The organism is Mucilaginibacter sp., from assembly GCF_039925265.1.
Lineage (GTDB): Bacteria > Bacteroidota > Bacteroidia > Sphingobacteriales > Sphingobacteriaceae > Mucilaginibacter.
Map to the genome: position 1 here is coordinate 58,550 of NZ_JBDSZG010000002.1, position 23,961 is coordinate 82,510.

A 23,961-nucleotide genomic window follows, 5' to 3' on the forward strand; every position below is an offset into this window, starting at 1 on the left:
AGCCACGCACTTGTATAATACCCTCCGTCCCCTAAAGGAGACGGCAATGAGTGTAAAAACGATGCTTTTTCATATTATTGCCGTTCGGCTTTAGCCAACGGTTATGTTGAAGCCAACGGAATTGGCTTTAGCCGAAAATTGCCGAACCTGAAATTCTAAAAGCGATTTCCCTTAACAAAATAGATATCTGTAGCAAAGATTTACAGCAATATTACTTAGCGGCCACGCGCCATATTTTATTGCCGGCGTCATCGGCCACCAGCAGCGAACCATCTTTGGCAACGGTGACGCCAACCGGCCGGCCATAAACCTCTTTTTTCCCTATGTCAGCAATAAAGCCGGTTAAAAAATCTTCCATTTTGGCACCGGGCTTGTTATTAACAAAGGGCAGAAAGGTAACCTTATAGCCCGATAATACCGACCTGTTCCAGGAACCGTGCTGGCCTATAAAAGTGCCGCCATTATATTTAGTCGGGAACTTTTCCCCATCGTAGAACGCGATGCCTAATGATGCGGTATGGGCACCCAAAGCAAAATCGGGGGTGATGGTCTTCTTCACCATATCGGGGCGCTTAACGTCTAAGCGCGGGTCTTCATGCTGGCCAAAGTAGGCCCAGGGCCATCCGTAAAAACCGCCCTCTTTAACGCTGGTGAGGTAGTCGGGTACAAGTTCGTCTCCCAGTTCATCGCGTTCATTCACCACGGCGTATAATACGCCTGTTCCGGGTTGCAGGTCTATGCCTGCCGGGTTGCGCAAACCCGAAGCATAAACGCGCTCGCCTGTTCCGTCGGGGTTTATCTCCAAAATATCTGCACGGCGCTTTTCCACTTCCATGCCATGGTCGGCTACGTTGGTGCCCGAGCCTACCGAGATGTAAATTTTTGTACCATCGGCATTGGCGTGCAGGTTACGGGTCCAGTGGTTGTTGTAACCTCCCGCAGGCAGCGATAAGATCATTTTGCCGGGGCCTTCTATTTTGGTTTGGCCGCTTTTGTAATCGTACTTCCAAAGTCCATCCGTATTAGCCACGTAAAACGAATTGCCAATGATGAGCATCCCATAAGGTTGGTTCAGCTGGCTTAAAAAGGTTGTTTTTAATTCGGGCACGCCGTCACCGTTGGCATCGCGCAGCAAAGTAATTTGGTTGGCACTTTTACCCAGGTATTGCGAGCCAGCTGCACCGATGATCTTGGCCCCGAGTTTTTTGATGCCTTTTAATTCGGTATTGGCTTCCGATACCAATATGTCGCCATTGCGCGCTATGTAAATATTGCGCGGATTTTTAAGGCTATCTGCAAAAAGGCTTACGCTAAAGTCGGCGGGTGCTATAGGTTTTTTGCCGTTTGGCCAGCCTATTACCTTACAAAAACTCTGTACCGATTTTGTTTCGAAAGGGGCGGGTAGGGTTACTTCCTGCTTTTCGGGCGTCTGTACAACATCTTTTTTGATAGGATCGGGTTTCGGCTTATTTTGAGAACAGGCTGATAAAATTGTTACGATGAGCGCTATGTATATAAATCTGGCTTCCATTTTATCGTGTTGGTAAATAAATTAACTTTTGATGATGCGTTTTTGTTTCAACCTGATACTGCTTTGGATTATAATGAGAATAAAAAATAATAAACATGCACCGTATCTTAAAAAGATTATTTTTGGGAAATAACTGTTGTACAACAGTGCCAACATGCTACCAATCAGACTAAAGATACTACTTTTCCTGTTTTTAATTTTCGCTGCCACGCAAAGCAACGCCCAGGTCTGTAAAGGTAGTTTGGGTGACGCGGTTATTAACCAGGATTTTGGATCGGGCAGTGGGCCTGGGGCACCATTGGGCACAGTTATTACCGATTACACTTACACCACTAACACCTGCCCGCCCGACGGCAGCTACGCCATAGCCACCGGTACAAGCGGTTGTTTTGGCAATAGCTGGCACACCGTATTGCAAGACCATACGGGTAACCCAAACGGTTATATGATGATCATCAACGCGTCAAACAACCCGGGGCAATTTTTTAAACAGCAGACACCCGTGGGCGCGCTTTGCCAAAATACAACTTACGAGTTTTCTGCCTGGATACTGAATGTGATACTCCCTTCGGCATGTGGTAATCAAAGCACCAGGCCAAATATTACTTTTTATATAGAAACAACCTCAGGTGAGGAATTGATGAAATATCAAACCGGGGATATCCCGCCATCTAATTCGCCGCTTTGGGAGAAAAAAGGCACGTTCTTTACTACACGGGCGGGAGTAACCGAGGTAGTAGTTAGAATGGTAAACAACGCGCCCGGTGGCTGCGGCAATGATATTTTACTGGACGATATTACCTTTCGAGCCTGCGGACCCGTAGTGCAGGCGGGCTTTGGTGGCGTAGCAACGGTTACCAGCCAAAACGTGTGCGAGAGGCAACCTGCATCATATGATATTACAGCTACCGCGGGTGAAGGCTACACATCGCCAAAATACCAATGGCAGCAAAATTTTAATGATGGCAATGGCTGGGTTGATATGCCCGGCGAAACGGGTACAGGCGTGCATGTAGCCTTCACGAGCAGGCCGCTTGGCCAATATATGTACCGGCAGGGTGTGGCAGAGGGCGACAACATCGTATCGTTAAATTGCCGTGTGTATTCAAATGCGGTTACACTGGAGGTTACAAAGTATCCCGAAGTACCCCCCATTCCTCCGGCATCTGTTTGCGAAGGGGATGTGCTTACCCTTACGGCAAGCGGCGGAGCAACCTACAGCTGGACAGGCCCAAACCTGCCCGCTACTACACAAAACCCACTAATTATTCCAAATGTGACGGCGGCAAATGCCGGCGAATACAAGGTTGTAGTAACATCTGCGGCGGGGTGTGAGCAGCCTGCTACAGCAGAGGTGACGGTAAAACCAAAACCGGTTATTACTATAAGCCCTGCGGCTACCATATGCCAAAGCGCCAGCACCACATTATCTGCCAATGCACCGGGTGCTGTCTCGTATAGTTGGTTGCCGGCAACAGGTTTGTCGGACCCTAACTTGCCCAACCCGGTTGCCAGTCCGCAGCAAACCACTGTGTACACGGTAACGGTACTGGGCGCTAACGGTTGCAGCAGCACCGAGCAGGTTGAAGTAAAGGTGATAGACCGCCCTGTTGTCGATGCGGGTAAAGACAAAAAGATCTTCGAGGGGCAGTCGGTTACCCTGGATGGCAGCGCCACCGGCGAAATATTAAGCTATGAATGGATACCGGCTACTTACCTGTCAGACCCGCATTCGGCAACGCCTTCTGCCAACCCGATAGACGATATCACCTATACGCTGACTGTTACCTCGCTAAACAGCTGTTTTACCGCCCAGGACCAGGTTTTTGTGCGGGTTTATAAAAAGATAGTGATCCCAAACACCTTTACGCCTAATAATGATGGTACCAACGATATCTGGAATATTGAGGCGCTGGAAACCTACGCGCAAAGCACCATCACCATCTACAATAAAAGCGGCCAGCAGGTATATACCGATATTGGTTATAAAAAACCATGGACAGGCATTTACAATGGCAAGCAATTACCTGCCGGCACTTATTATTATTTAATAGACCTGAAGAACGGAGCCCCGCTCTTGTCGGGTTGGGTGCTGTTAGTACGATAGTTATTTCTGCTTCCCCAAAATATAGTTAATGCCAAAGTTATTACTGGTTTGCTTCATCGAATAAAAACTATCGCGTGAAATGGGGTTGCCGTATAAATGTTGTACATACACCTGGAATCTCTTCCCAAGTAAGGCCCCTGCTTTGTAGGTTATGGCATTATTGTAGCTACTGAAGAAAAACGGCAAGTATGCTTCCGGTAAGGGCGAGCCATCATATTTATTGAATTTTTTATTGAAAATGGAATAGTGGCTTATGCCTACGCCCAACGATAAATAAAATTTAAAGTCGTCGCTATTGTAGATGTTATAAGAAATGGATGGCGTTAAAGTAGCGGCCAACTGATTGAAACTGTAAGTTGCGCCAGAATAGCGGTCTTTATATTTGATATCGGTTAGTGATAACTCTACCGAAAAAAACAGCCTGCGCGTATTGGGATTAATATAAGCGTTAAAACCCAGCAAAACCCTTGGCAATACAGATGTGTATGGAGAACCTACCGCCTTACCATCCTGATCGAGAGATTTCGTAGTAGTTATATTTACACCTGCCCCGGCATATAGCTCAAAGGCATCATTATTACTGCTGGGCTGCGTTAAAGCAACCTGCTCTTTTGTGTAGCCGTTCATTTTAGTCGCCATTCTAAGCAGATAAGGCTGGGAGTATTCGGCAGCTTCTATCATTTGCTGCATTTGGTCGTCAAGCAGGTTTGCTTTTAAAGCTATGGCAGTAAGCTGCTGTAAATACCTTGCTTCTGTGGTTGTATTGCCTTTTTGTATCTCACTGGTGTTGCCGTTATAATACACCCTGTAAACCAATTCGTGTACCGAGTTATCAGCACTTGGGTCACTGTAAAAATAACGTGGTTTTACAGCATCTGAATACGAATAAAGGTTTATCACTTTACCCGTTTGTAATACTTTTAAAAAAACGTCTTGTACGATAAAGCTGGTATCGCGGCCGCCGGTTACGCGGTTGCTGTTTGTTTCATCGTGGCTAACAGGCCCTTTGTAGCGCTGGTATATATCCAGTTTATCAATGCTGAAATAGTTGATATCAGCTGTAGTAAAGTTGCTGATCTTGTTATCCGGTGTTCTGAAACGGATGCTTGTGGGGTTGCTGCCCCATTCCTTGTAATCCACTTCGCCTTTTACGGTATCGCCTTTTAAGGTTACAACATAGCCGGGTTTAAAATTGCTTTGTGCAAAAGAAAGCGTGGTAAATAAAAATAAATGGAATAGTAATAAGTAAGTTTTTTTCATGCTTAGGAGGGCGTTGGGTTATTGGATAGTATTTGGTTTTTACTTTTTTACACCGTTTATTTTGTTCACAACCTCAAGTATGTAACTTTTAGTATAGCGTAGCCATTCTATTTTGTGTTGCATATCGGGTGTCATTAAATTGTGTTTAAGGGCAATGTTATATAATTGTGTCATGTAGGTGTCTTCGTTTACCGTACGGCCGGTGCCCGTATATACGTTTACCTTTGCCGAGTTGTAGTAAAGGCGGTATCCTAATTCTACCGGCATTTCGCCATCTTTTTCGGTGATATAAAAACGCGTTTTTATATGGTCACTAAACGAATAGAGGGAGAGCTTCTCTCCCTTTTGCAGTACTTTTAAAAATACCGTATCAAGCCTTATTGATGTATCCCGTTCGTTTAATACTTGTTGTTCGCTAATGTGATCAAGGGTAATAGGCCCCGCATAGCGTTCATATGGTTCGCGCCCGTTAATGCTAAAATACCTCGTGTTATCTATCGTTAAAACTGTTATGTTTTCAGTTCCGGCTGGTTTAAACTTAATTATGTGGGGCTTGCGGTTTACGCCGCTATTATCAAAATAGCCTCTTAGCGTATCACCTTTTAATGTAACGGCATAACCTTCTTTATAGCTTTGGGCAAATGATGTTGCGGTAATAAAAAGAAAAAGGAAGGATAGCGCGTAGCAGTATTTCATATAAAATTTAGGCTGTATAGTTTTCTGGTGTGAATAATGCCACATCAAAAAGCTGCGTTTAAAATAGCGAGAACTACAAACGTAGCTATCACCACCAATCCAATGGTACCGATGCCCTTGCTTTTCTTTGCTATCTCGCTTTTTGGGGTGCCGTTTATTTTAGCCACTACCTCCTGCATGGCGATTTGCGTGTATTCTGCCTTATCTATTATTTTTTTCATACTGTCGTTAAGCAGGTTGTTTTTTAAAGCCAGCGCCGAGAGTTGTTTTTTATAGGAAGTTTCACTTTTGGTTTCGCGATTATAGCTGCCCGCCTCGGCAGGGTAGTACAGCTTAAAAATGAGTTCTAAAGGAGTTGTACCGATAGCGTCACTGGTGTAAAACCTGCTTTTAATATCATCGGTATAAGCGTAAAGGGTTGCATTTTTCCCGGTTTGCAGAATCTCTAAAAACACAGTATCAATTTTAAAACGGATATCGCGCCCGCTGTTCAGTCGGTGTTCGTCGGTCACATCAAGGCTGATGCTTACCACATGGCGTTCGTATTGTTCCAGCCCGGTAAACGCGAATGAGCGTATTTGGCTGATGGTAAGTTTCTGTACTTCCGAGATGCCGGTTTGTTTAAATTTAACTACACGGGGGTTACGGTCCAAACCGCTATGGTCTATATAGCCTCTCAGCGTATCGCCTTTTTGGGTAACGGCGTAGCCTTCTTTATAGCCCTGGGCAAATGATGTTGCAGAAAAAAGAAGAAAAAACAGGGGGAGCGCGTAGAAGTATTTCATCCTTTAGTTTAGGCTTATAATTGGTGGCATCAATATACACAAATTATATAAACCCAACGAAATAATTACAAGAGCGAAGAGCGGAATACTGCTGTTAAAATTTGATGAACTTATCTATCTGTTCGTCGGTAAACTTCAGGGTATCGGCAATAAACAAATTCCCATCGCCATCCAGTTCTTGTTTGATGGCCGCGATATGGATCTTGAGCGGCAATACATGCAGGTGCACATAATTGCAGATCCCCGTGAAATGATCGATGCCGCGGATGTTCCCGTACTTGCCGGAAGATAGGCCCACCAGCGCGGCCTTTTTTTCGTAAAAGCTATCCGGGAAATCGCAGCAATCTATAAACACCTTTAACACACCGGGGAAACTGCCGTTATACTCGGGTATTACAAATAAAAATTTATCGGTACCGGCAATCATGTGCTGTATCTTTTCAAATTCGGGGCTGCGTTTACCGTAGAGGTCGGTTTCTATTAAATTTGGCGGCAGGTCGGTAAGCGAAAACAGGTTAGCCTGCTGCCCTTTTTCGGCCAGCCTTTTTTGGTAATATTTTGATAATTTAAATGTAGAGCTATTTGGGCGGTTGGTACCTGATATAATAGTGAGCATGTTGTTAATTTTGAATGAGCGAAGGAGTGAATGAGCGAATGAAGGGCCGGCGTGATTCTCGCATAAAAACAGGCATGCAGGCATTCACTAACTCACTCATTCACTCATCCGGCCTTAATTTTGTTTGTAAGTTGGCAAATGCTGTGGATTTCTGAATTATTTTAATGCGTATCTTTATCGCGGATAAAAAACATTACAAACATAAAAATTTCTGTACTGGTTTTTCGTTTCAAATAAACCGCTTAATTAATTTTTTGAATATATATAATGGGTAAAATTATAGCTTTGGCCAATCAAAAAGGTGGCGTCGGTAAAACTACATCATCTATAAACCTGGCCGCAAGTTTGGCAGTATTGGATTTTAAAACCCTGTTGCTTGATGCCGACCCGCAGGCTAATTCCACATCGGGTATCGGCTTTGATCCGCGCAATATCAAGAATAGCATATACGAATGTATCATCAATGATATCGACCCGCATGAGGCTATCCAAAAAACCGAAACACCAAACCTGGACCTGCTACCGGCACATATAGACCTTGTTGGTGCCGAAATTGAAATGATAAACCTAACCAACCGCGAGTATAAAATGAAAGCGGTATTGGAAAGCATCCGTAACGAATACGATTTTATCATTATCGATTGCTCGCCATCATTGGGTTTAATAACCATTAACGCGCTTACCGCTGCCGATTCGGTTATCATCCCGGTACAATGCGAGTACTTCGCACTGGAAGGTTTGGGCAAATTGCTCAACACTATTAAAATTGTACAAACCCGCTTAAATACCAACCTGGAGATAGAGGGGATATTGTTAACCATGTACGATGTGCGCCTGCGCCTGTCTAACCAGGTGGTTGACGAGGTGAAAACGCATTTTGAAGATATGGTTTTTGATACCATTATACAGCGTAATACCCGCCTAAGCGAAGCGCCAAGCTTCGGTATATCGGTAATTATGCACGATGCTAACTGTAAGGGTGCGGTTAATTACCTGAACCTGGCCCGCGAGATCATCCGCAAGAACGGGCTGGTAAAGGATGAACAACTGGCAACTATCGAAACCGCTTAAGCTATATGAGTGCAGAGAAAAGAAACGCCCTTGGTAAGGGTTTAAGCGCGCTATTGAACGATTCGCCAAGCGTTAATCAAAATAAAAACATCACACAGGGCAGTTCGGTATCCGAAACTAACAGCCTGGGGTCTATCAGCGAAGTAAAGATAAGCGAGGTTGAGGTAAACCCATTCCAGCCCCGTACAGAATTTGACGAACAGGCACTGGCCGATCTGAGCGCATCGATCAAATTACAGGGCTTGATACAGCCGATTACAGTTAGGCGCATCAATTCGCATAGCTTTCAGCTCATATCGGGCGAACGCAGGCTGCGTGCCAGTAAATTGGCCGGCCTTACGCAAATACCGGCGTACATTCGCAGTGCCAACGACCAGCAGATGCTGGAGATGGCGCTGATAGAGAACATCCAGCGCGAAGACCTCAACGCCATTGAGGTTGCACTGAGCTTTCAGCGGATGATTGATGAGCTGAAACTAAAACAGGAAGAGCTGGGCGATCGCGTAAGCAAAAACCGGAGTACCGTTACCAACTACTTAAGGCTTTTAAAACTACCGCCAACCATACAAATATCCCTGCGCGATGCCGAAATAAGCATGGGGCACGCCAAAGCATTGCTGGCGGTGGAAGACCCGGCTACCCAGCTATACATCCATCAGCAAATTATAAAGCGGGGGCTATCGGTACGTAAGGTGGAGGAATTGGTGAGGGAGATACAACAAGCCCCCAATAAACGTGAAGGCAAACAGCCGGAGTCGCTCACTTTCCAGATGCAAAAGATCCAGGACGACCTTGCTTCCAAATTCAGCACAAGGGTAAAGCTAAAAGTTAATACCCAGGGCAATGGATCGATAGAAATACCGTTCCTATCAGAAGATGATCTGGGCCGTATACTCGAAATGCTGGATTGGTAAATTATGCTTAAACAACTGTTTGTTTCTATACTTTTTTTGAGTTTTGCATCGGCATGTTTAGCACAAAAGCCCGACACCCTTACCAAAACTAAAGATACCACGGCAGTTGTTAAGCGCGATACCGTTGTGCGCAGTTCTTTCGCCCCTAAAATAAAAAAGGAAAAAGTTTACCACCCCGATAGCACACATATACCCAGCCTTGCCGTAAAACGATCGTTGATGGTACCGGGCTGGGGCCAGGTGTACAACAAAAAATACTGGAAGGTGCCGCTTATTTACGGAGGCTTAGGCCTGTTGGGTGTTGCCGTTGTATACAACCAGGGCTATTTTAAACAGTTTTTGGCACTCGCAAAGATCAGCAAAACCGGCAGCATACCGGTTGAGGGTGAGTCCTTGTACCCATCCTATATAAAATATAAGGCCGAGTACGACCTCTATAAAAGCTATGGTTACCAAACACTGGCGGATGCGTCTGACGGATACCTGCGTAACCGCGACCTAAGCATTTTGGGCATTTTGGCGGTTTGGGGCATCCAGGCTGTTGATGCCTATATCGATGCCAAATTCATCAGTTCGTACACGGTTGATAATGATCTCTCCATAAAAGTTGCCCCTGGGCTTATCGGCCAGCCGGTTTACGCGTCAAATTTTAACAGTTCGTATATTCCGGGTATAAAAATTACCTTTACGCTTAAATAAGTAAAGCTGCAATAATTTATACGGATGAAGATCGCATTATTAGGCTATGGTAAAATGGGCAAAATTATAGAAGGTATTGCCCTTAGCCGCCAACACGAAATTGTTTTAAAAATTGATAAGGACAACCAGCACGACCTGACAGTAGAAAACCTGCAAAAGGCCGATGTTGCCATAGAGTTTAGTACCCCCGGTACTGTTTTAGATAACATTGCCACCTGCTTTAGCGCGGGCGTGCCAGTTGTAGTTGGTACTACCGGCTGGCATAATATGATGGCTTCGGTAAAGGCAAATTGCGAGGAAGGCGGTAACACGCTTTTATATGCAACCAACTTTAGCGTAGGGGTGAACATTTTTTTCCATGTAAATAAAATTTTGGCAAAGCTGATGAATAACTACCCGTACTACGATGTGCAGGTAGAAGAAATACATCACCTGCAGAAGCTCGATTCGCCAAGCGGAACAGCCATAACCATTGCTGAAGGAATAATAGATAACCTGGATAGCAAGGATGCCTGGGTGAACCTGTTAACTAATGCGCCAACGGCGGATGATAACAGTGTTGCCGCCGACGAACTGCTGATAGAGAGCCACCGCATTGACAGCGTACCCGGCACCCACACCGTTATATACGATTCTGAAGTGGATAGCATTGAGTTTAAGCACACCGCCCACAACCGTAATGGTTTTGCCTTAGGCGCTGTATTGGCTGCCGAGTGGGTGCAGGATAAAAAGGGATTCTATTCGGTAGAAGACATGTTTAATTTTAACGTTTAACAAGATACATAGTGAATTTAGCAGGATTTTTTATTGCGTTTTTTTTACTGTTTCTGATGCCTTATGTGGGGCTTTGGAAATTATTTGAAAAGGCCGGCGTGCCGGGTTGGAAAGCCATTGTCCCTATCTACAATTGGTATATAAGATTGCAATTAAGCGGCAGGCCAGCCTGGTGGTTATTGCTTTTGATAATTCCCGGATTCAACCTGCTCATTACAATTGGGTTTATTAAATCATATGGAAAAATTGGCTTGGGCCAAATAATTGCCGGGACCGCTTTGCCTTTTATTTTTTTACCGATGTGGGGGTTTGATAAAAAAACCACCTACTGGGGCCCAGCTGCATCTGAAGAGTTTAAAACTAAGCATCAAAAGAAACTGGTGAAATCATCTGGGCGTGAATGGACGGAAGCCATTATTTTTGCTGTTGTAGCAGCTACGCTGATCCGCACACTGTTTATCGAGGCTTACACCATCCCTACACCTTCTATGGAGCGCTCGCTTTTGGTAGGCGATTTCTTATTCGTAAGCAAGGTTAACTACGGCGCACGCATACCGATGACGCCCGTTGCTTTCCCGTTTGCGCACCATACCATGCCTTTGTTAGGTACCAAGGCTTACTGGGATGGGCTGGAACTGCCTTATTATCGCCTGCCTGGTTTAAGCGATGTGAAAAAAGGTGATGTGGTGGTTTTTAATTACCCTATGGAAGCCGATGCCCCACTTAACCGCCCCGTGGATAAGCGCGAGAACTATATTAAACGTTGCCAGGGTGCCCCCGGCGATACCATTGCATTGCTGCACGCACAGGTATATGTTAATGGCAAAGCCATGCCAAACCCGCCGGGCTCGCAGCTTGATTATACCATTGTGAATAATGGGAGCGACTTAAACCCGGATATTTTGGATGAATTGAAGGTGTCGAACTATGATAACGTAGGTTCGCCTACCATGACGAAGGAGGCTGCCGCTAAAATAAAAGGCTATTCTAACATCAAGTCTATCACCGCTAATATTAAGCAACCGGGTACTGCTGATCCGTTTAACCCGGTGTTCCCGGCTGCTACGCCAAAATATAAACTCAACCCAGAGAACAAGGATTTTGATTGGAACGTAGATAACTTTGGCCCTATCATCATCCCTAAAAAAGGTTGGACAGTTAACTTGGATAGCCTTACGCTACCTGTTTACGGCCGTGCTATTGAAGTTTACGAAGGCAATAAACTGGAGATAGTTAATGGCGAGGTATTGATAAACGGACAAAAAACCACCAGCTACACCTTTAAAATGAATTATTACTGGATGATGGGTGACAACCGCCACAATTCGGCCGATTCGCGCTACTGGGGTTTTGTACCCGAAGACCACATAGTAGGCAAGGCCCTGTTCATCTGGATGAGCTGGGACGAGAACGCGTCCTTCCTCAGCAAGATCCGCTGGAACAGATTGTTTAGAGGGATAGACTAAGAATTACGACAGACGCCGGCGAAAGCCGGCGTTTGTCGTTTCAGCACCCCACATGCAAAGTAGGCGATTGCAAAGTGGAGCATGGATGGCAACCTGTCCTGTGAGGTGCCGAAATAAATTCGGCATGACGGATTTATTAGAATTGTATTATCCTTACTCCCCAATAAACTTCAACCCCACCTGTTTCCTCGCTTCATCAATCATCGCTATCATTCCCCGCGACATTTCGTGAGGTAATATTGGGCTTTCTAATTGCCCTGTACGCAGCAGATCTGTAAAATGGGCTATCTCATAATTTAGCCCACCATCAGTGAAAGGTTCGCTTATTTCTATGCTTCTTCCGTCTAAATAATCAATCGTGGCTTTAGCCGGGTTCCACCAGTTTTTTTGGATGGTGATATGGCCGAGCGTGCCGCAGATCAGGGCGTCACCTTTACCATGTAAATCGAACCCGCAGTAAACCTGTGCATAGCCATGCTCGTGTTTGGTTTGGAAGATGCTGAACATATCTATCCGGGTGTCATCAATATAACCCATAGCCTGTACTTCCTGCGTGGCCCCAAGCCAGCTGATGGCCAGGTAGGCCTCGTAAATACCAATACCCATCAGGCTGCCCCCAGCCAGCTCGTAGCTAAAGTTGGGGTGCTCACGGTCAATATCGGCCACGGAAGACCCCGCCCGCACATAGCCCACTCTGCCGATAGGGTCTTGTTCTACATAATCCAGCAGTTTTCGATAAAGCGGGAAGAAGGGTGGCTTCATTCCCTCCATAAATAAGATATTTTTCTCCCGTGCTACGGCAAGCACCTCGTCCAGTTCGGGGAGGTTTAAGGTTGCCGGTTTTTCGCAAAGGACGGCTTTGCCGGCGTTAAAGGCTTTAATGCAGTATTCGGCGTGGCTGTTGGGGAGCGTCGCAATGTAAACGGCATCAATATCACTTGCCAGCAATTCATCAACGCTGGTGCAGGCTTTTCCACCATATTGGGCCACAAAGGCATCCACTGTCTCTGCCCTGCGCGACCATGATGCCGCCAGCACATTGCCAGGCAATGAATTTAACCCCAGCATAAACCGATGCGCGATGCGACCGCAGCCAATAATGCCCCATTTTAGGTTTGAGTTTTCAGTAGTGAGTGGTGGGTTTTGTGTCATAAGTAATAAGTCAAAAATGCGATTTCCTTTTTATAAAAAAAGTCCCAAATTGAAGTGCTTCAACCTGGGACTCAAAACTTATAACTTAAAACTATTGGTACTGTATATAAATAGGTTGCGGTTTATACCTCGATAATACTTCCTCCGGGGTAAGCATGTGGTGAGGGGCTTTCTTGATATCGTTTTTGTAGAACAATTTAAAGCCTGTGAATTGCACCGGCTCGCGGTCGATAAAGTAGCGGTAAGTGCCGGTTTTCAGGTCGGGCTCACCCCAGCCGTCCATATCCATTACTACCTGCACCTCGGGGCGCAGTTTGATATTTTGGTAGTTAGTCACCATCTTTTTAGTGAAACGGTGTACGATCAGGATCTTTGGAGGCAAGCCGTTCTTCTTAACGATTTTAGCAAGGTAATCGGTTACATAGTTGATATCCGAAGCATCGTAAGTGCCAATTTTTTTACCCGGCTTGCTGCCATCCTTCATCGAGAACTCAGGGTCCATACCAAAATGTACCTGTGGCATTTTAAGGTATGGCTCAAATAAAGGCAATTCCTGTTGTATAGTGCTTAGCGATACCTGCACATCCAGGAAAACCAGCGCATGCGCGGTTTTTGCCATGGCTAAAACGCTGTCTATTTGTTTAAATGGCATGCGGTAGCGGTATTTGCCATCTTTGCCTGCCGCACCCTGGGCAACTACAGCTATGTAGTGCAGTGCCGGTTGTACCGGTGTTTTAGGGTCGGCTTTTTGCCAGGCTTTTACTTCGCCTTTTAATTTGGCAAGCATTTCTTTCGGCGGCAATTCGCCCAGGATGCCCATCTTTTTTGAGTATAGGTTACCGTAAAACGCTACCACACGTTTAAATGGCAAGATAGCGCCACCGAGCGGGGTAGGCTGGTTTTTTACAGGCCATCTGCCGCTGGTATCGCCATGGGCGTTGAATTTTAGCAGAGAATCGTATAAAGCTTTATCCGTTGGGGGGTAGTCAGATTTTACCACGCTGAGCGTATCGGGGCCGGCATCTTCTGCTTTTTTGGCTGTGGTATCAGCTTTTTTATCAGTCGCTTTTCCGCCGCCGCCGGATGTGCAGTTTGTGAAAAATACGGCCGTGCACAGCACGAACAGGGCAGAGAACAATACACTTTTAAATTTCATAGATGTGGCGATGTTTAGAACGTTATGCAGCTTATTGCCGCGTATTATTTAATAATTAGCTAAATATAATGCTTGTAAAGATAGAAATACCCTGTTATATCAGGATTTATTTTTATAAAACTTACCAAATACACCCAGCGGCAATTTAGTGCCGGCGGTGGCCTGTAAATACAACTCACCTATTTCCAGGTTCTCTACTTTGGGGAAAGCTTTCCTGATGAGGTTCTCAATAATTACCGATGAAAAACCAAGCGAGTAGGTGTTTAATATGAGGAAATGCTCTTCGGGATCCAGCAGTTGGATAACATCGGTCATTATCTCATTGATGCTGTCCTCCAGCTTCCATTTTTCGCCGTTAGGCCCGTTACCATAAGCCGGCGGATCAAGGATGATACCGTTGTAAGTTTTGCCGCGCTTTACTTCGCGCTTTACAAATTTAAGGGCGTCCTCCACCATCCAGCGGATATCTTTCAGGCCCGATAATTCCTGGTTTTCGTTTGCCCAGGTAACCACCTGTTTTATCGAATCTACGTGCGTGGTATCGGCGCCGGCGGCCTTAGCTATTAAAGAAGCGCCGCCGGTGTATGCAAAAAGGTTAAGCACCTTAGGGGTTGGCGTTTTAAACTTTTTAATATTATCAGATATAAAATCCCAGTTAACGGCCTGCTCCGGGAAAATGCCAAGATGCTTAAACGAGGTTAAACCCAGGCGGAATTTGATGGCCACATCATCGTTTTTATATTCGATGTGCCAGCGGTCGGGTGTTTTAGGGTCTTTTTTTACCCAGTCGCCTGCTGTTGCAGAACGGCCTTTAAATTTAATGTGGTGAATTTTTTGCCATTGGTCGGCACTCAGGGTTTTGCTCCAAACGGCTTGCGGCTCGGGGCGGATCAATACAATATTGCCAAACCGTTCCAGCTTTTCAAAGTCGCCGCAATCAATCAGCTCGTAATCTTTCCAGTGGGTTGGTGTGAGAAGTTGGATCATTATTCAGTTTGCAGTTTTCAGTGGGCAGTTTGCAGTTATATGATGTTTGAAACTTACCCTATTAATATAATTCGCAAATATAGTTATTAAGCCTGCCAACTGCTAACCGCCAACTGCAAACTACAATTTCCCCTTTGCCGCCTGCATAAATTTGCTGGCGAATACAAATTCGTTTAGCTCTTTATTATCGGTATGTGCAATTTCTTTGTTGCTGCCTTCCCACCATTTTTGGCCCTCGTGCAAAAATATAATATGCTCGCCTATGCCCATTACCGAGTTCATATCGTGCGTTACAATAATGGTGGTCATGTTGTATTCGGTTGTCAGGTCGTTTATCAGCTCGTCAATTACGATGGATGTTTTTGGGTCGAGGCCGGAGTTGGGCTCATCCACAAACAAATATTTGGGCTGCATAGATAAGGCGCGGGCAATACCCACACGCTTTTTCATACCGCCCGAAAGTTCTGCAGGGTACAGCTTGTTCTTATCCTTCAGGTTCACCCGCTCCAGGCAAAAATTAGCGCGCTCGCGTTTTTCTGCAAGCGATTGCTTTGTAAACAGGTTAAGCGGAAACATGATGTTTTGTTCTACCGTCATAGAATCGAACAGGGCCGAGTTTTGAAAGAGCATACCAATTTGCGTACGGATAGGCACACGCTCGGTAAAATCCATATCGGTAAAGTTCTCGTCTTCAAAAAACACTTTGCCTTTGGTGGGTTCGTGCAGGCCCACAATGCATTTTAGCAAGGTAGTTTTACCAGAGCCTGAACCACCGATGATAAGGTTGTTCTTCCCTGTTTGAAAGGTTGCGGTGATCCCTTTAAGCACATCATTATCGCCGAATGTTTTGTAAATGTCTTTTATTTCGATCATAGCATTAAACGGGTGATCACCAAATCGGCAAATAATATCATAACGCAACTGTATACAACACCCCTTGTGGCCGATTGTCCCACCTCCAGCGCACCGCCCGAAGTATAAAACCCCTGGTACGCGCAAATAGAAGCTATTATAAAACCAAATACAGTAGCTTTAACCAAAGCCACTTGCATAGTCAGCGGGTCGAAGCCATCGCGCAGGCCTACGATATAATCGGCAGGGGTTACTTCGCCGCCGAAAAGGCAGGCTATCCAGCCACCCGTCATGCCCAAGGCTATGGATACAATAACCAAAATAGGTACCATAGTAATACCTGCAATTATTTTGGGAGCAATAAGATAACCGGGTGCATTCACACCCATAATTTCCAGTGCATCTATCTGCTCGGTAACACGCATGGTGCCAATTTGCGATGCGATGCTGCTGCCAACGCGGCCGGCCAACACCAGCGCCGATATGGTAGGGCTAAACTCCAGGATGGTAGAGTCGCGCGCAATTTTGCCGGCAGTGCTTAGCGGTACCAGAGGGCTGGATAACTGAAAGGCTACCTGTATAGTTGTGGCCGCGCCGATAAAAACCGAGATGATACTGATAATACCCAATGAGCCAATGCCGGTGGAAACCATCTCGCGCATTACCTCGGCCCAGTAAACACTGAACTTTTCGGGCCGTTTAAAACTTAAACGCAGTAAGAGTATATATTTTCCTAAACTATAAAACATAGAAGCCTTTAAAACTGGTTAAAAATACATTTTTTAATTTTAAGCTTTATTGCTTGTTATAATTGAATTACTTTTAATAAGAATATTACGCGGCGATGGCTGTAAAAAATACCCTTACCATGAAAAATGCATTAATAACCGGGGCAACAAAAGGCATGGGCCGTGCTGTGGCCATAGCTTTCGCTAAACAAGGAATAAACCTGTCTATTTGTTCTCGCAAGGAGCAAGAATTATTAGATTTTAAAGAAGAAATATTGCAGATAGCGCCCGCTATACAGGTGTTTACCCTGGTTGCCGACTGCAGTAAACGCGATGATGTAAAAAAATTCGCCGAATTCACCGAGAAAAACATGGGTTTCGTCGACATTATTGTGAATAATGTGGGTATGTACAAGCACAGTTTTATACTTGATGATAGCGAAGATTCCTTCCAAAAACAGGTGGATACCAACCTCATGCCCGCCTACGAACTGTACCGTTTCTTCGGTAAAAGCATGGTTTCAGTCGGTAAAGGGCATATATTCAATATATGCTCTATTGCAGCTATAAACCCCATAGCCGAGGCGGGGGTGTATAGCGTAACAAAGTATGCGTTGTTAGGTCTTAATAAGGTAATGAAACTCGAAATGCAGCCACACGGAGTAAAGGTAACAGCAATCATTCCCGGCTCAACATTAACAGACTCATGGGCGGGGATGCAAGTGGATAAAAACAAGATGGTATTGCCTGAAGATATCGCAGCAGCTATCATCACAATTTATAACATGAGTGCCGGCGCCAATGTAGATGAGATGATTGTTACACCAAAATTTGGACAGATCTGATTATTTAAACGCTAATTAAAACACTAAACAACATGGAAAAGAAACTTTATAGAAACGAACACGGCAAAATGATAGGCGGTGTTTGTTCTGGCATCGCAGATTACCTTGCCATCGACCCAACAATTGTACGCCTTGTATTTCTGGCCATGCTTATTGGCCACGGCGCAGGCTTTTTGATATATATAATATTACTTATAGTATTGCCAAAACACAATGTTTTTACCGGCCCTAACTTTAAACCGGGTGTTGATTACCGGGTGCCACCAACACAGCCTTTTGGCCAACCGTTCACTTTTCCGCCTATCCCGCCAAAAAAATCGTCAAATGCGGGGATGATATGCGGTGCGATACTGATCGTATTAGGGTCGATATTTTTGATAGACAACCTTGATATCATACCTGATTGGGATTTTGACAGGCTTTGGCCATTGGTGATAGTTGCCGCCGGTGCAGCACTTTTATTTGCAGGGCAAAAGAAACAGCCATGGGAAAAACCCGATTGGAATGCAACAGTAACCCCGGCAGCCGGAGAACCTGCCGCTGAAAGCAATGCTGCCGATAAAACATCAGCATTCGACCTTACAAAAAAGAACGACGAACCATCAACCGACAACCCTACAACTATATAATCATGAAAAGCAATAAAATAATGCCGGGTGTTATCCTGGTGCTCCTTGGAGCCTTATTTTTACTACATAACTACAACGTTATCAATTTTCACTGGGGCAATGTGTTCACCCTGTGGCCGGTGTTCCTCATCATGGGCGGCGTAAACCTCGTGCTTGCCAATAACCGCGAAGTTTGGGCCACAGCGGTAAAAGTAGCCGTAGTGGTAGGATGTTTTTGCCTGCTGGTATTTGTACCAAACCACAAAAACTATTTTTGGAATCATCATAACAACAACTGGAACTTCAGCGACCACGATTATGACAATGATGGCGACGACGATAACGACACAACAAGCTCACACGGTGTTATAAAAGTACAAGGCGAAAGTACATTTACCGAAGTATACACCCCTGCCATTACAGCTGCCCGTATCAACATCAGCGGCGGTGCGTCAGAGTACACCATTAAAGATACCACAACGCAATTGTTTAACGCTGTAACCAAAGAGTTTTACAACAAATACGATTATACCCATAGCCTGGAAAACGGTGTTTTTGTTGCCAACCTGAAAATGCGCGACCAAAAGGGCAAAGATTTCCACTGGGATAGCGATAAAATGAACTCTGCTGTAATTAAATTAAATACTGCACCAGAGTGGGACATTAATGTGAAAACCGGCGCCAGCGCATTGGATTTCGACCTGAGCAAATTCAAAATAAAAAACCTGACCATCAACGGCGGTGCCGCATCATTCGAAGTGAAAATGGGACAACCATTGGCAATTACCAATATCGAAGTATCTACCGGTGTATCGGGCGTTACTATTTTGGTTCCTAAGGATGTAGCTTGCAGTGTAAACACCAGCTCGGGCCTTTCGTCAAACGATTTTGAAGGCTTTGATGATAAAGGCAACAACAGGTGGGAAACCCCTGGTTTTGATGCCGCGAAAAACAAAATGGTTATCCATTTAAAAGGTGGCCTGTCTGGCTTCGAAGTAAAAAGGTATTAATTTTTAACGGGCCGGGAGGGTGTAATTACAAATGTTTAAATTTGACAACTATGCAAACTCCCGGCCTTAATACATCCGCAACCGATACCCAATATGTGCTGGTAGTAGCCGGTAAACCCGAAGGCCCTTTTAGCATAGATGAATTAAGAACCAAAAAAATTAAACCGGGCGATTTTGTAAAAACCCCGGGGATGGACGATTATAAAGAAGCCCATGAAGTTGCCGAACTACGGCAACTTTTTGGCTTTAGCAGGCAGCCGGTACCCCTGCAGTACTTTGGCAGTTTTGATCAGCGCGCAACAGCTTCGGTGGTAGATTGGTTTATTGTTTTGGGCGTATTTGTTCTGGCTTCTTTTGTTGTAATGCTGCTCCTGCTGCTGATACTCCCGGGCGATGATAATAAAATTGTCCGCATGGGCATTAGCGTGGCTATTGTTGTGCTTACAATCCCGGCAAGGCTGGTTTACAGTGTTGTAATGGAGAGCGGCCCCAAGCAGGGAACCTACGGCAAACAACTGTTAAAAATACGCGTGTGCGATAGGTACGGCGAACGCATAGATTCGTCAAAAGCGCTTGGCCGCAACCTGGCTAAAACCCTCTCGGTAGCTACATTGTTCGTAGGTTATCTCATGATATTCTTCAATAAAAAACAACAAGCCCTGCACGATATAGTAGCCGATACCCTGGTTATTAAAGACCGGTTGGATGGGTAAAGTTGTAAGGGTTAAGAGAGGTAGTAATAGTTAAGGAGGGGTTATAAAGTTTTAAAACCTTTGACTCAATTAAAACTTTACCGCTACTAACCGTTAAAACTTCTAAAACTTTTCCAACAACTCCAACTTTTAACAACCTTCCTCCAAACGTTAAAAGTTGTTAAATTCTACGAAATAATCGTAGAATAACTAATTTAATAGTTATATTTGTTTTGTAATCGACTTTCAACCTTAATTTTAATACTCATATCACTACAAAATGAAAAGTTTAATTTTACTATTAACCTTCGGTATTATCGTTTTTAACGCTAAAGCCCAAAGCCCCGAGATGGCGAAAGCCACCGTGCGCTACAAATTCTCGCATGTACGCGATACCACAGCAAAAGATAAACCATATACCGAGAACATGATCTTGTTTTTGGGCCAATCATCAAGCGCCTACAAAAGTTACGACCGTAAATTGCAGGATGCCCTGATGCGCAAACAAGTAGAAACGCAAATGGCTGAACAAAAAGGCAGCGGTAACGTAAATATTAAAATAACGGGCGGCAAGCCAACCACCAGATCGGAAATCTACCAGTTTGCGGCAACTAACAAACTGGTAAGGAAGGAAAATTTGATAACCCCGTACCTAATAGAGGAACAGATGCCGGTTATCAATTGGAAGGTAACGGCCGACACCGCCACTTTTGGTACCTTACTTTGCCAAAAAGCAACCGGGCATTTTAAAGGCCGAGATTACACCGCATGGTTTTGCCCCGACCTGCCTTTCCGCGCCGGGCCATGGAAACTGAACGGTTTACCAGGCCTTATTGTGGAAGCTTACGATACTAATAAAGAAGTAGAATTTAAATTTGACGGCATGGAGCAGGTGATAGCCTCGGATAAACCTGCCGTGGCTGCTACCACCCCGCCGCCATCTCCGGAGGGCACGGTGATCAGATTTGGTGGTCCTGATGACAACGCCGATCCGAATTTAATAGCCTTGCCTGCAAACGCGGTAAAAGCCAGCGTGAAAGAATTTGACAAGCTACAGGCCGCTATGCGGAAAGACCCGCAGGCGTTTATGGCCGCAATGGGTGGCGGAGCCGGCAACATGCGTGGCCCGGCTGGTGGCGGTCCTGGTGGCCCCGGTGGCCCAGGTGGTGGTGGTCCGGGTGGCCCAATCCGTTCGGTAATGGTTACCAACGGTACACCTGCTGTTATCAATAACCCATTAGAGTTGCCCGAAAAGAAATGATAAGGCTATACAAAATGTGTGTAGTGTTCATTTTATGTACGCTATGCGCCGCCGCGTGCCTGGCTCAAAGCATAAAAGGTACCGTAACCGATAGCCTGGGCAAAGGGGTTTCCTTTGCAAGCGTTAGTCTTAAAAGTGGGAATCTTATCCTTGCGTATACCACTACCAATGCAAAAGGGGCCTACACGCTGCCTGTGCCGGCCGAGGCCGATAAAGCTAATTTGCAACTGAATGTAAGTTGCGTTGGGTTTAAAAAAGAGGTAAGAAAAATTGAAGGGCTGGAAGTGCCGTATAACTTCAAACTCTCTGCGGCCTCCAATCAATTGCAAACCGTCACCATAAAGGATAAAAACCCACGGCTACGCGCCCATGGCGATACGCTGGACTATAAAGTGTCTGATTTTTCCAGTCCGCAGGATAGGGTAATTGGCGATGTGATCAAAAAACTGCCCGGCGTTAGCGTGGCGAAGGATGGTACCATCAGCTACAACGGTAAGGCCATTTCCAACTTTTATATAGGCGGGGATAACCTGCTGGATGATAAGTACAACATAGCTACAGGCTCTATCCCCAATGGTGTGGTAGATAAAGTGCAGGTGTTGGAAAATCACCAGCCGGTAAAAATGCTGAAGGATAAAGTAGTGAGCGAAGACGTTGCCATGAATATCACCATAAAAAAGGACGCCAAACTGCAGTTGGTGGGGCAGGAAACTTTAGGTGCGGGGCTACCGGATAAGTACTATGCCGATATCAATGCCATGATGTTTAAGGATAAATACAAGGCCATTAACTACATTAAGGTAAACAATACAAATTTTGATGTGGCCGGCGACCTGGTGGCACATAACTACTCCAGCTACCTATCCCGATTGGATAATGATAAGCCCGGAACCGTACTCTCGTTAGGCACAGCCGGCGACCCTGATCTGCCGCGCAACCGCTACCTGTTTAATCAGGCAGGCATCATTAACCTCAATAATTTGGTTAATGTGCAAAAAGATGTGCAATTGCGGGCCAACTTATCGTACCTGCACGATACGCAGAAGCAGAAATACACCAAGTTCAGCGAGTTTTATTTACCTGCGGATACTATCCGTTACGCGGAGGTGCAGAATAACAGGAGCCGCCCCGATTATTTGCACACGCAACTTGGCCTCACTATTAATAAAGATAAATTTTACCTTTTCAACAGCTTTATAGCCGACTACAGCAAAAGCACCGATTACTCGGCATTGGTAACCAACGGTACGCCCGTTAACCAGGTTTTTAAGGATAACCTGATGGATCTCTCCAACGAGTTCAATTACATGAAAACCTTTAAAACCAATAAAATAATTGAGCTGTACAGTTACCTCAACCGTAGTACCGAACCCGAGAACCGGGTGATTGATCCTGGATTGAACCCCGATATTTTTAATAACGGCGCGGCTTACAAGCAGCTTACCCAAAATACAGATATTCCCACCTGGTTCACCAATAATTATGTGGGCTACAAAATACCGGGCAATAATGTTACGCAAAGCTACAAGGCGGGTTTCAGCCTGCAATCGCAAACGCTAAAGTCGGATTTGAACGTAACGCAACTAAATAACGCCACAAAGCTGGTAGGCGATAGCGCGCTAAACAATTTAGATTGGCAGCGCCGCAAGCTCTACGCCGAGGCCGGTTATGATATCCCGGGAGACATTCTGAAAATGACCATAGCACTGCCGGTAAACTACCTCAACATCCATTACAACGATGGTTATTACGGCCTGAACAAAAGCCTCGACAGGTTGTATTTTAATCCACGCCTTACCGTAAAATATCAAAGCGGCATTGAGAATTACTTTTCGCTGGGGTACAATTTCCGTAACGATATTGGCAGCATACAGGATGTATACAACGGCTACATCCTTAAAAACTACCGCAGCCTGTACGCTAACAATGCCGACCTTACCGAACGCAAAACACAATCGGCCAGCCTGGGTTTTAATTTCCGCAGGGCTATCCAGTTGTTCTTTTTCAGCGTGAATGCATCGTATATGCACCAGGACGCCAACAATATCGCTTCCAGTATATTAACCAATAACATACAGCAGCGCATTGTATTACCGTACGATAATAATGTGGATTCGTGGTCGCTGGCGGGGAATATAAGTAAGTACTCTTTTGGTTTGCGCACTACATTCAGCGCGGGGCTGGCCATACAAACTACCAAACTTAACCAGATCCTTAACAATATTGTACTGCCGTACAACACGGTATCCAAAACGTTGAATTTTGGGGCCGATACCAAAGTGAGCAGCAAAGTGAACTTTAGCTACAAGGCCGGGTACGACCAAACCACCAGCAAGTCATCCGCAGTGGCAACAAAAAGCAAGTTCGAGCGATTGATCCAGCAGGCTTCTGTTAATTATAACCCGCTTGATAATGTGTTCTTTGCCCTCTCGGGAGATCATTACTACACCCACCAACAGCAAGCTAATGATCTGAAATACATGTTTGCCGATGCCAGCATCCGCTATAAATTCAAAAAAACAAAAGCGGATATTGAGTTAAGCGCCCAAAACCTGTTCAATACCAAAACCTACAGCGCGCTGTATCTTTCGGCAAATTCATTTACCTCCAGTACCTACAGCATCCCGGGGAGGTTTGTACTTGCGAAGGTTACGTTTACGCTTTAATTAGTGGAGCGTGGTGAGTAGGGAATGGTAAGTAGTTCTTATCAACCTGCTATAGTATGGCTTACAGTTTTAACCATTCACTACT

General features: G+C 45.2%; 22 protein-coding genes. 12 read left to right on the forward strand and 10 right to left on the reverse strand.

Annotated elements, in window-relative coordinates:
* Positions 1 to 211 precede the first annotated feature (211 nt).
* Positions 212 to 1,531: a sorbosone dehydrogenase family protein gene (locus ABIX36_RS00330; RefSeq protein ID WP_348080190.1), complete on the reverse strand. Its 1,320-nt coding sequence runs from the start codon at positions 1,529 to 1,531 to the stop codon at positions 212 to 214.
* 154 nt (positions 1,532 to 1,685) lie between these two features.
* On the opposite strand from ABIX36_RS00330, the gene ABIX36_RS00335 reads away from it, so the two are divergent.
* Positions 1,686 to 3,638 carry a gliding motility-associated C-terminal domain-containing protein gene (locus ABIX36_RS00335; RefSeq protein ID WP_348080191.1) on the forward strand — a complete coding sequence of 651 codons (1,953 nt, stop codon included), beginning with the start codon at positions 1,686 to 1,688 and terminating at the stop codon, positions 3,636 to 3,638.
* On the opposite strand, the gene ABIX36_RS00340 is transcribed toward ABIX36_RS00335, so the two are convergent.
* The 4 genes from ABIX36_RS00340 to ABIX36_RS00355 form a co-directional block, all read right to left on the reverse strand.
* Positions 3,639 to 4,898, reverse strand: a complete 1,260-nt coding sequence (locus ABIX36_RS00340; protein ID WP_348080192.1) for a hypothetical protein — start codon at positions 4,896 to 4,898, stop codon at positions 3,639 to 3,641.
* Between the two features lie 39 nt (positions 4,899 to 4,937).
* The gene (locus ABIX36_RS00345; protein ID WP_348080193.1) at positions 4,938 to 5,594 is read right to left on the reverse strand and encodes a hypothetical protein; all 657 of its coding nucleotides are present in this window, start codon (positions 5,592 to 5,594) and stop codon (positions 4,938 to 4,940) included.
* A gap of 44 nt (positions 5,595 to 5,638) precedes the next feature.
* The gene (locus ABIX36_RS00350) at positions 5,639 to 6,379 is read right to left on the reverse strand and encodes a hypothetical protein (RefSeq protein WP_348080194.1); all 741 of its coding nucleotides are present in this window, start codon (positions 6,377 to 6,379) and stop codon (positions 5,639 to 5,641) included.
* Between the two features lie 94 nt (positions 6,380 to 6,473).
* Complete coding sequence (locus ABIX36_RS00355; RefSeq protein ID WP_348080195.1) at positions 6,474 to 6,995, reverse strand: NADPH-dependent FMN reductase; 522 nt, start codon at positions 6,993 to 6,995, stop codon at positions 6,474 to 6,476.
* 267 nt (positions 6,996 to 7,262) lie between these two features.
* On the opposite strand from ABIX36_RS00355, the gene ABIX36_RS00360 reads away from it, so the two are divergent.
* The 5 genes from ABIX36_RS00360 to lepB are packed head-to-tail and all read left to right on the forward strand — an operon-like array spanning position 7,263 to position 11,919.
* Positions 7,263 to 8,066, forward strand: a complete 804-nt coding sequence (locus tag ABIX36_RS00360) for an AAA family ATPase (protein ID WP_348080196.1) — start codon at positions 7,263 to 7,265, stop codon at positions 8,064 to 8,066.
* 5 nt (positions 8,067 to 8,071) lie between these two features.
* Positions 8,072 to 8,980: a ParB/RepB/Spo0J family partition protein gene (locus ABIX36_RS00365; protein WP_348080197.1), complete on the forward strand. Its 909-nt coding sequence runs from the start codon at positions 8,072 to 8,074 to the stop codon at positions 8,978 to 8,980.
* A gap of 3 nt (positions 8,981 to 8,983) precedes the next feature.
* A complete protein-coding gene (locus ABIX36_RS00370; protein ID WP_348080198.1) occupies positions 8,984 to 9,679 on the forward strand; it encodes a DUF5683 domain-containing protein in 696 nt (231 codons plus the stop codon).
* Between the two features lie 24 nt (positions 9,680 to 9,703).
* A complete protein-coding gene (gene dapB, locus ABIX36_RS00375; RefSeq protein ID WP_348080199.1) occupies positions 9,704 to 10,453 on the forward strand; it encodes a 4-hydroxy-tetrahydrodipicolinate reductase in 750 nt (249 codons plus the stop codon).
* An 11-nt stretch (positions 10,454 to 10,464) separates the two neighbouring features.
* The gene (lepB, locus tag ABIX36_RS00380; RefSeq protein WP_348080200.1) at positions 10,465 to 11,919 is read left to right on the forward strand and encodes a signal peptidase I; all 1,455 of its coding nucleotides are present in this window, start codon (positions 10,465 to 10,467) and stop codon (positions 11,917 to 11,919) included.
* 153 nt (positions 11,920 to 12,072) lie between these two features.
* Here the strand turns inward: lepB and ABIX36_RS00385 are convergent, their stop codons facing one another.
* The 5 genes from ABIX36_RS00385 to ABIX36_RS00405 all read right to left on the reverse strand — a co-directional run bounded on the left by ABIX36_RS00385 (position 12,073) and on the right by ABIX36_RS00405 (position 16,815).
* Complete coding sequence (locus tag ABIX36_RS00385) at positions 12,073 to 13,071, reverse strand: Gfo/Idh/MocA family oxidoreductase (protein WP_348080201.1); 999 nt, start codon at positions 13,069 to 13,071, stop codon at positions 12,073 to 12,075.
* Positions 13,072 to 13,162: 91 nt separating this feature from the next.
* Positions 13,163 to 14,227: a hypothetical protein gene (locus tag ABIX36_RS00390; RefSeq protein WP_348080202.1), complete on the reverse strand. Its 1,065-nt coding sequence runs from the start codon at positions 14,225 to 14,227 to the stop codon at positions 13,163 to 13,165.
* Between the two features lie 99 nt (positions 14,228 to 14,326).
* Complete coding sequence (locus ABIX36_RS00395) at positions 14,327 to 15,214, reverse strand: class I SAM-dependent methyltransferase (RefSeq protein WP_348080203.1); 888 nt, start codon at positions 15,212 to 15,214, stop codon at positions 14,327 to 14,329.
* Positions 15,215 to 15,334: 120 nt separating this feature from the next.
* Entirely contained in the window at positions 15,335 to 16,087 is a 753-nt protein-coding gene (locus tag ABIX36_RS00400; protein ID WP_348080204.1) for an ATP-binding cassette domain-containing protein, read from the reverse strand.
* The gene (locus ABIX36_RS00405) at positions 16,084 to 16,815 is read right to left on the reverse strand and encodes an ABC transporter permease (RefSeq protein WP_348080205.1); all 732 of its coding nucleotides are present in this window, start codon (positions 16,813 to 16,815) and stop codon (positions 16,084 to 16,086) included. The genes ABIX36_RS00400 and ABIX36_RS00405 overlap by 4 nt, the downstream gene beginning before the upstream one ends.
* 119 nt (positions 16,816 to 16,934) lie before the next feature.
* Here ABIX36_RS00405 and ABIX36_RS00410 point away from each other — a divergent pair, with 119 nt between their 5' ends.
* The 6 genes from ABIX36_RS00410 to ABIX36_RS00435 all read left to right on the forward strand — a co-directional run bounded on the left by ABIX36_RS00410 (position 16,935) and on the right by ABIX36_RS00435 (position 23,876).
* Positions 16,935 to 17,639, forward strand: coding sequence for an SDR family oxidoreductase (locus ABIX36_RS00410; RefSeq protein ID WP_348080206.1), 705 nt, complete (start codon positions 16,935 to 16,937; stop codon positions 17,637 to 17,639).
* 32 nt (positions 17,640 to 17,671) lie between these two features.
* A complete protein-coding gene (locus tag ABIX36_RS00415) occupies positions 17,672 to 18,268 on the forward strand; it encodes a PspC domain-containing protein (protein ID WP_348080207.1) in 597 nt (198 codons plus the stop codon).
* Positions 18,269 to 18,270: 2 nt separating this feature from the next.
* Positions 18,271 to 19,257 (forward strand): DUF5668 domain-containing protein, encoded by a 987-nt coding sequence (locus ABIX36_RS00420; RefSeq protein ID WP_348080208.1) that lies wholly within the window; start codon positions 18,271 to 18,273, stop codon positions 19,255 to 19,257.
* A gap of 50 nt (positions 19,258 to 19,307) precedes the next feature.
* Positions 19,308 to 19,970 (forward strand): RDD family protein, encoded by a 663-nt coding sequence (locus tag ABIX36_RS00425; RefSeq protein WP_348080209.1) that lies wholly within the window; start codon positions 19,308 to 19,310, stop codon positions 19,968 to 19,970.
* A gap of 259 nt (positions 19,971 to 20,229) precedes the next feature.
* Positions 20,230 to 21,210, forward strand: coding sequence for a GLPGLI family protein (locus ABIX36_RS00430; protein ID WP_348080210.1), 981 nt, complete (start codon positions 20,230 to 20,232; stop codon positions 21,208 to 21,210).
* A complete protein-coding gene (locus ABIX36_RS00435; protein ID WP_348080211.1) occupies positions 21,207 to 23,876 on the forward strand; it encodes a TonB-dependent receptor in 2,670 nt (889 codons plus the stop codon). The genes ABIX36_RS00430 and ABIX36_RS00435 overlap by 4 nt, the downstream gene beginning before the upstream one ends.
* Positions 23,877 to 23,961 lie beyond the last annotated feature (85 nt).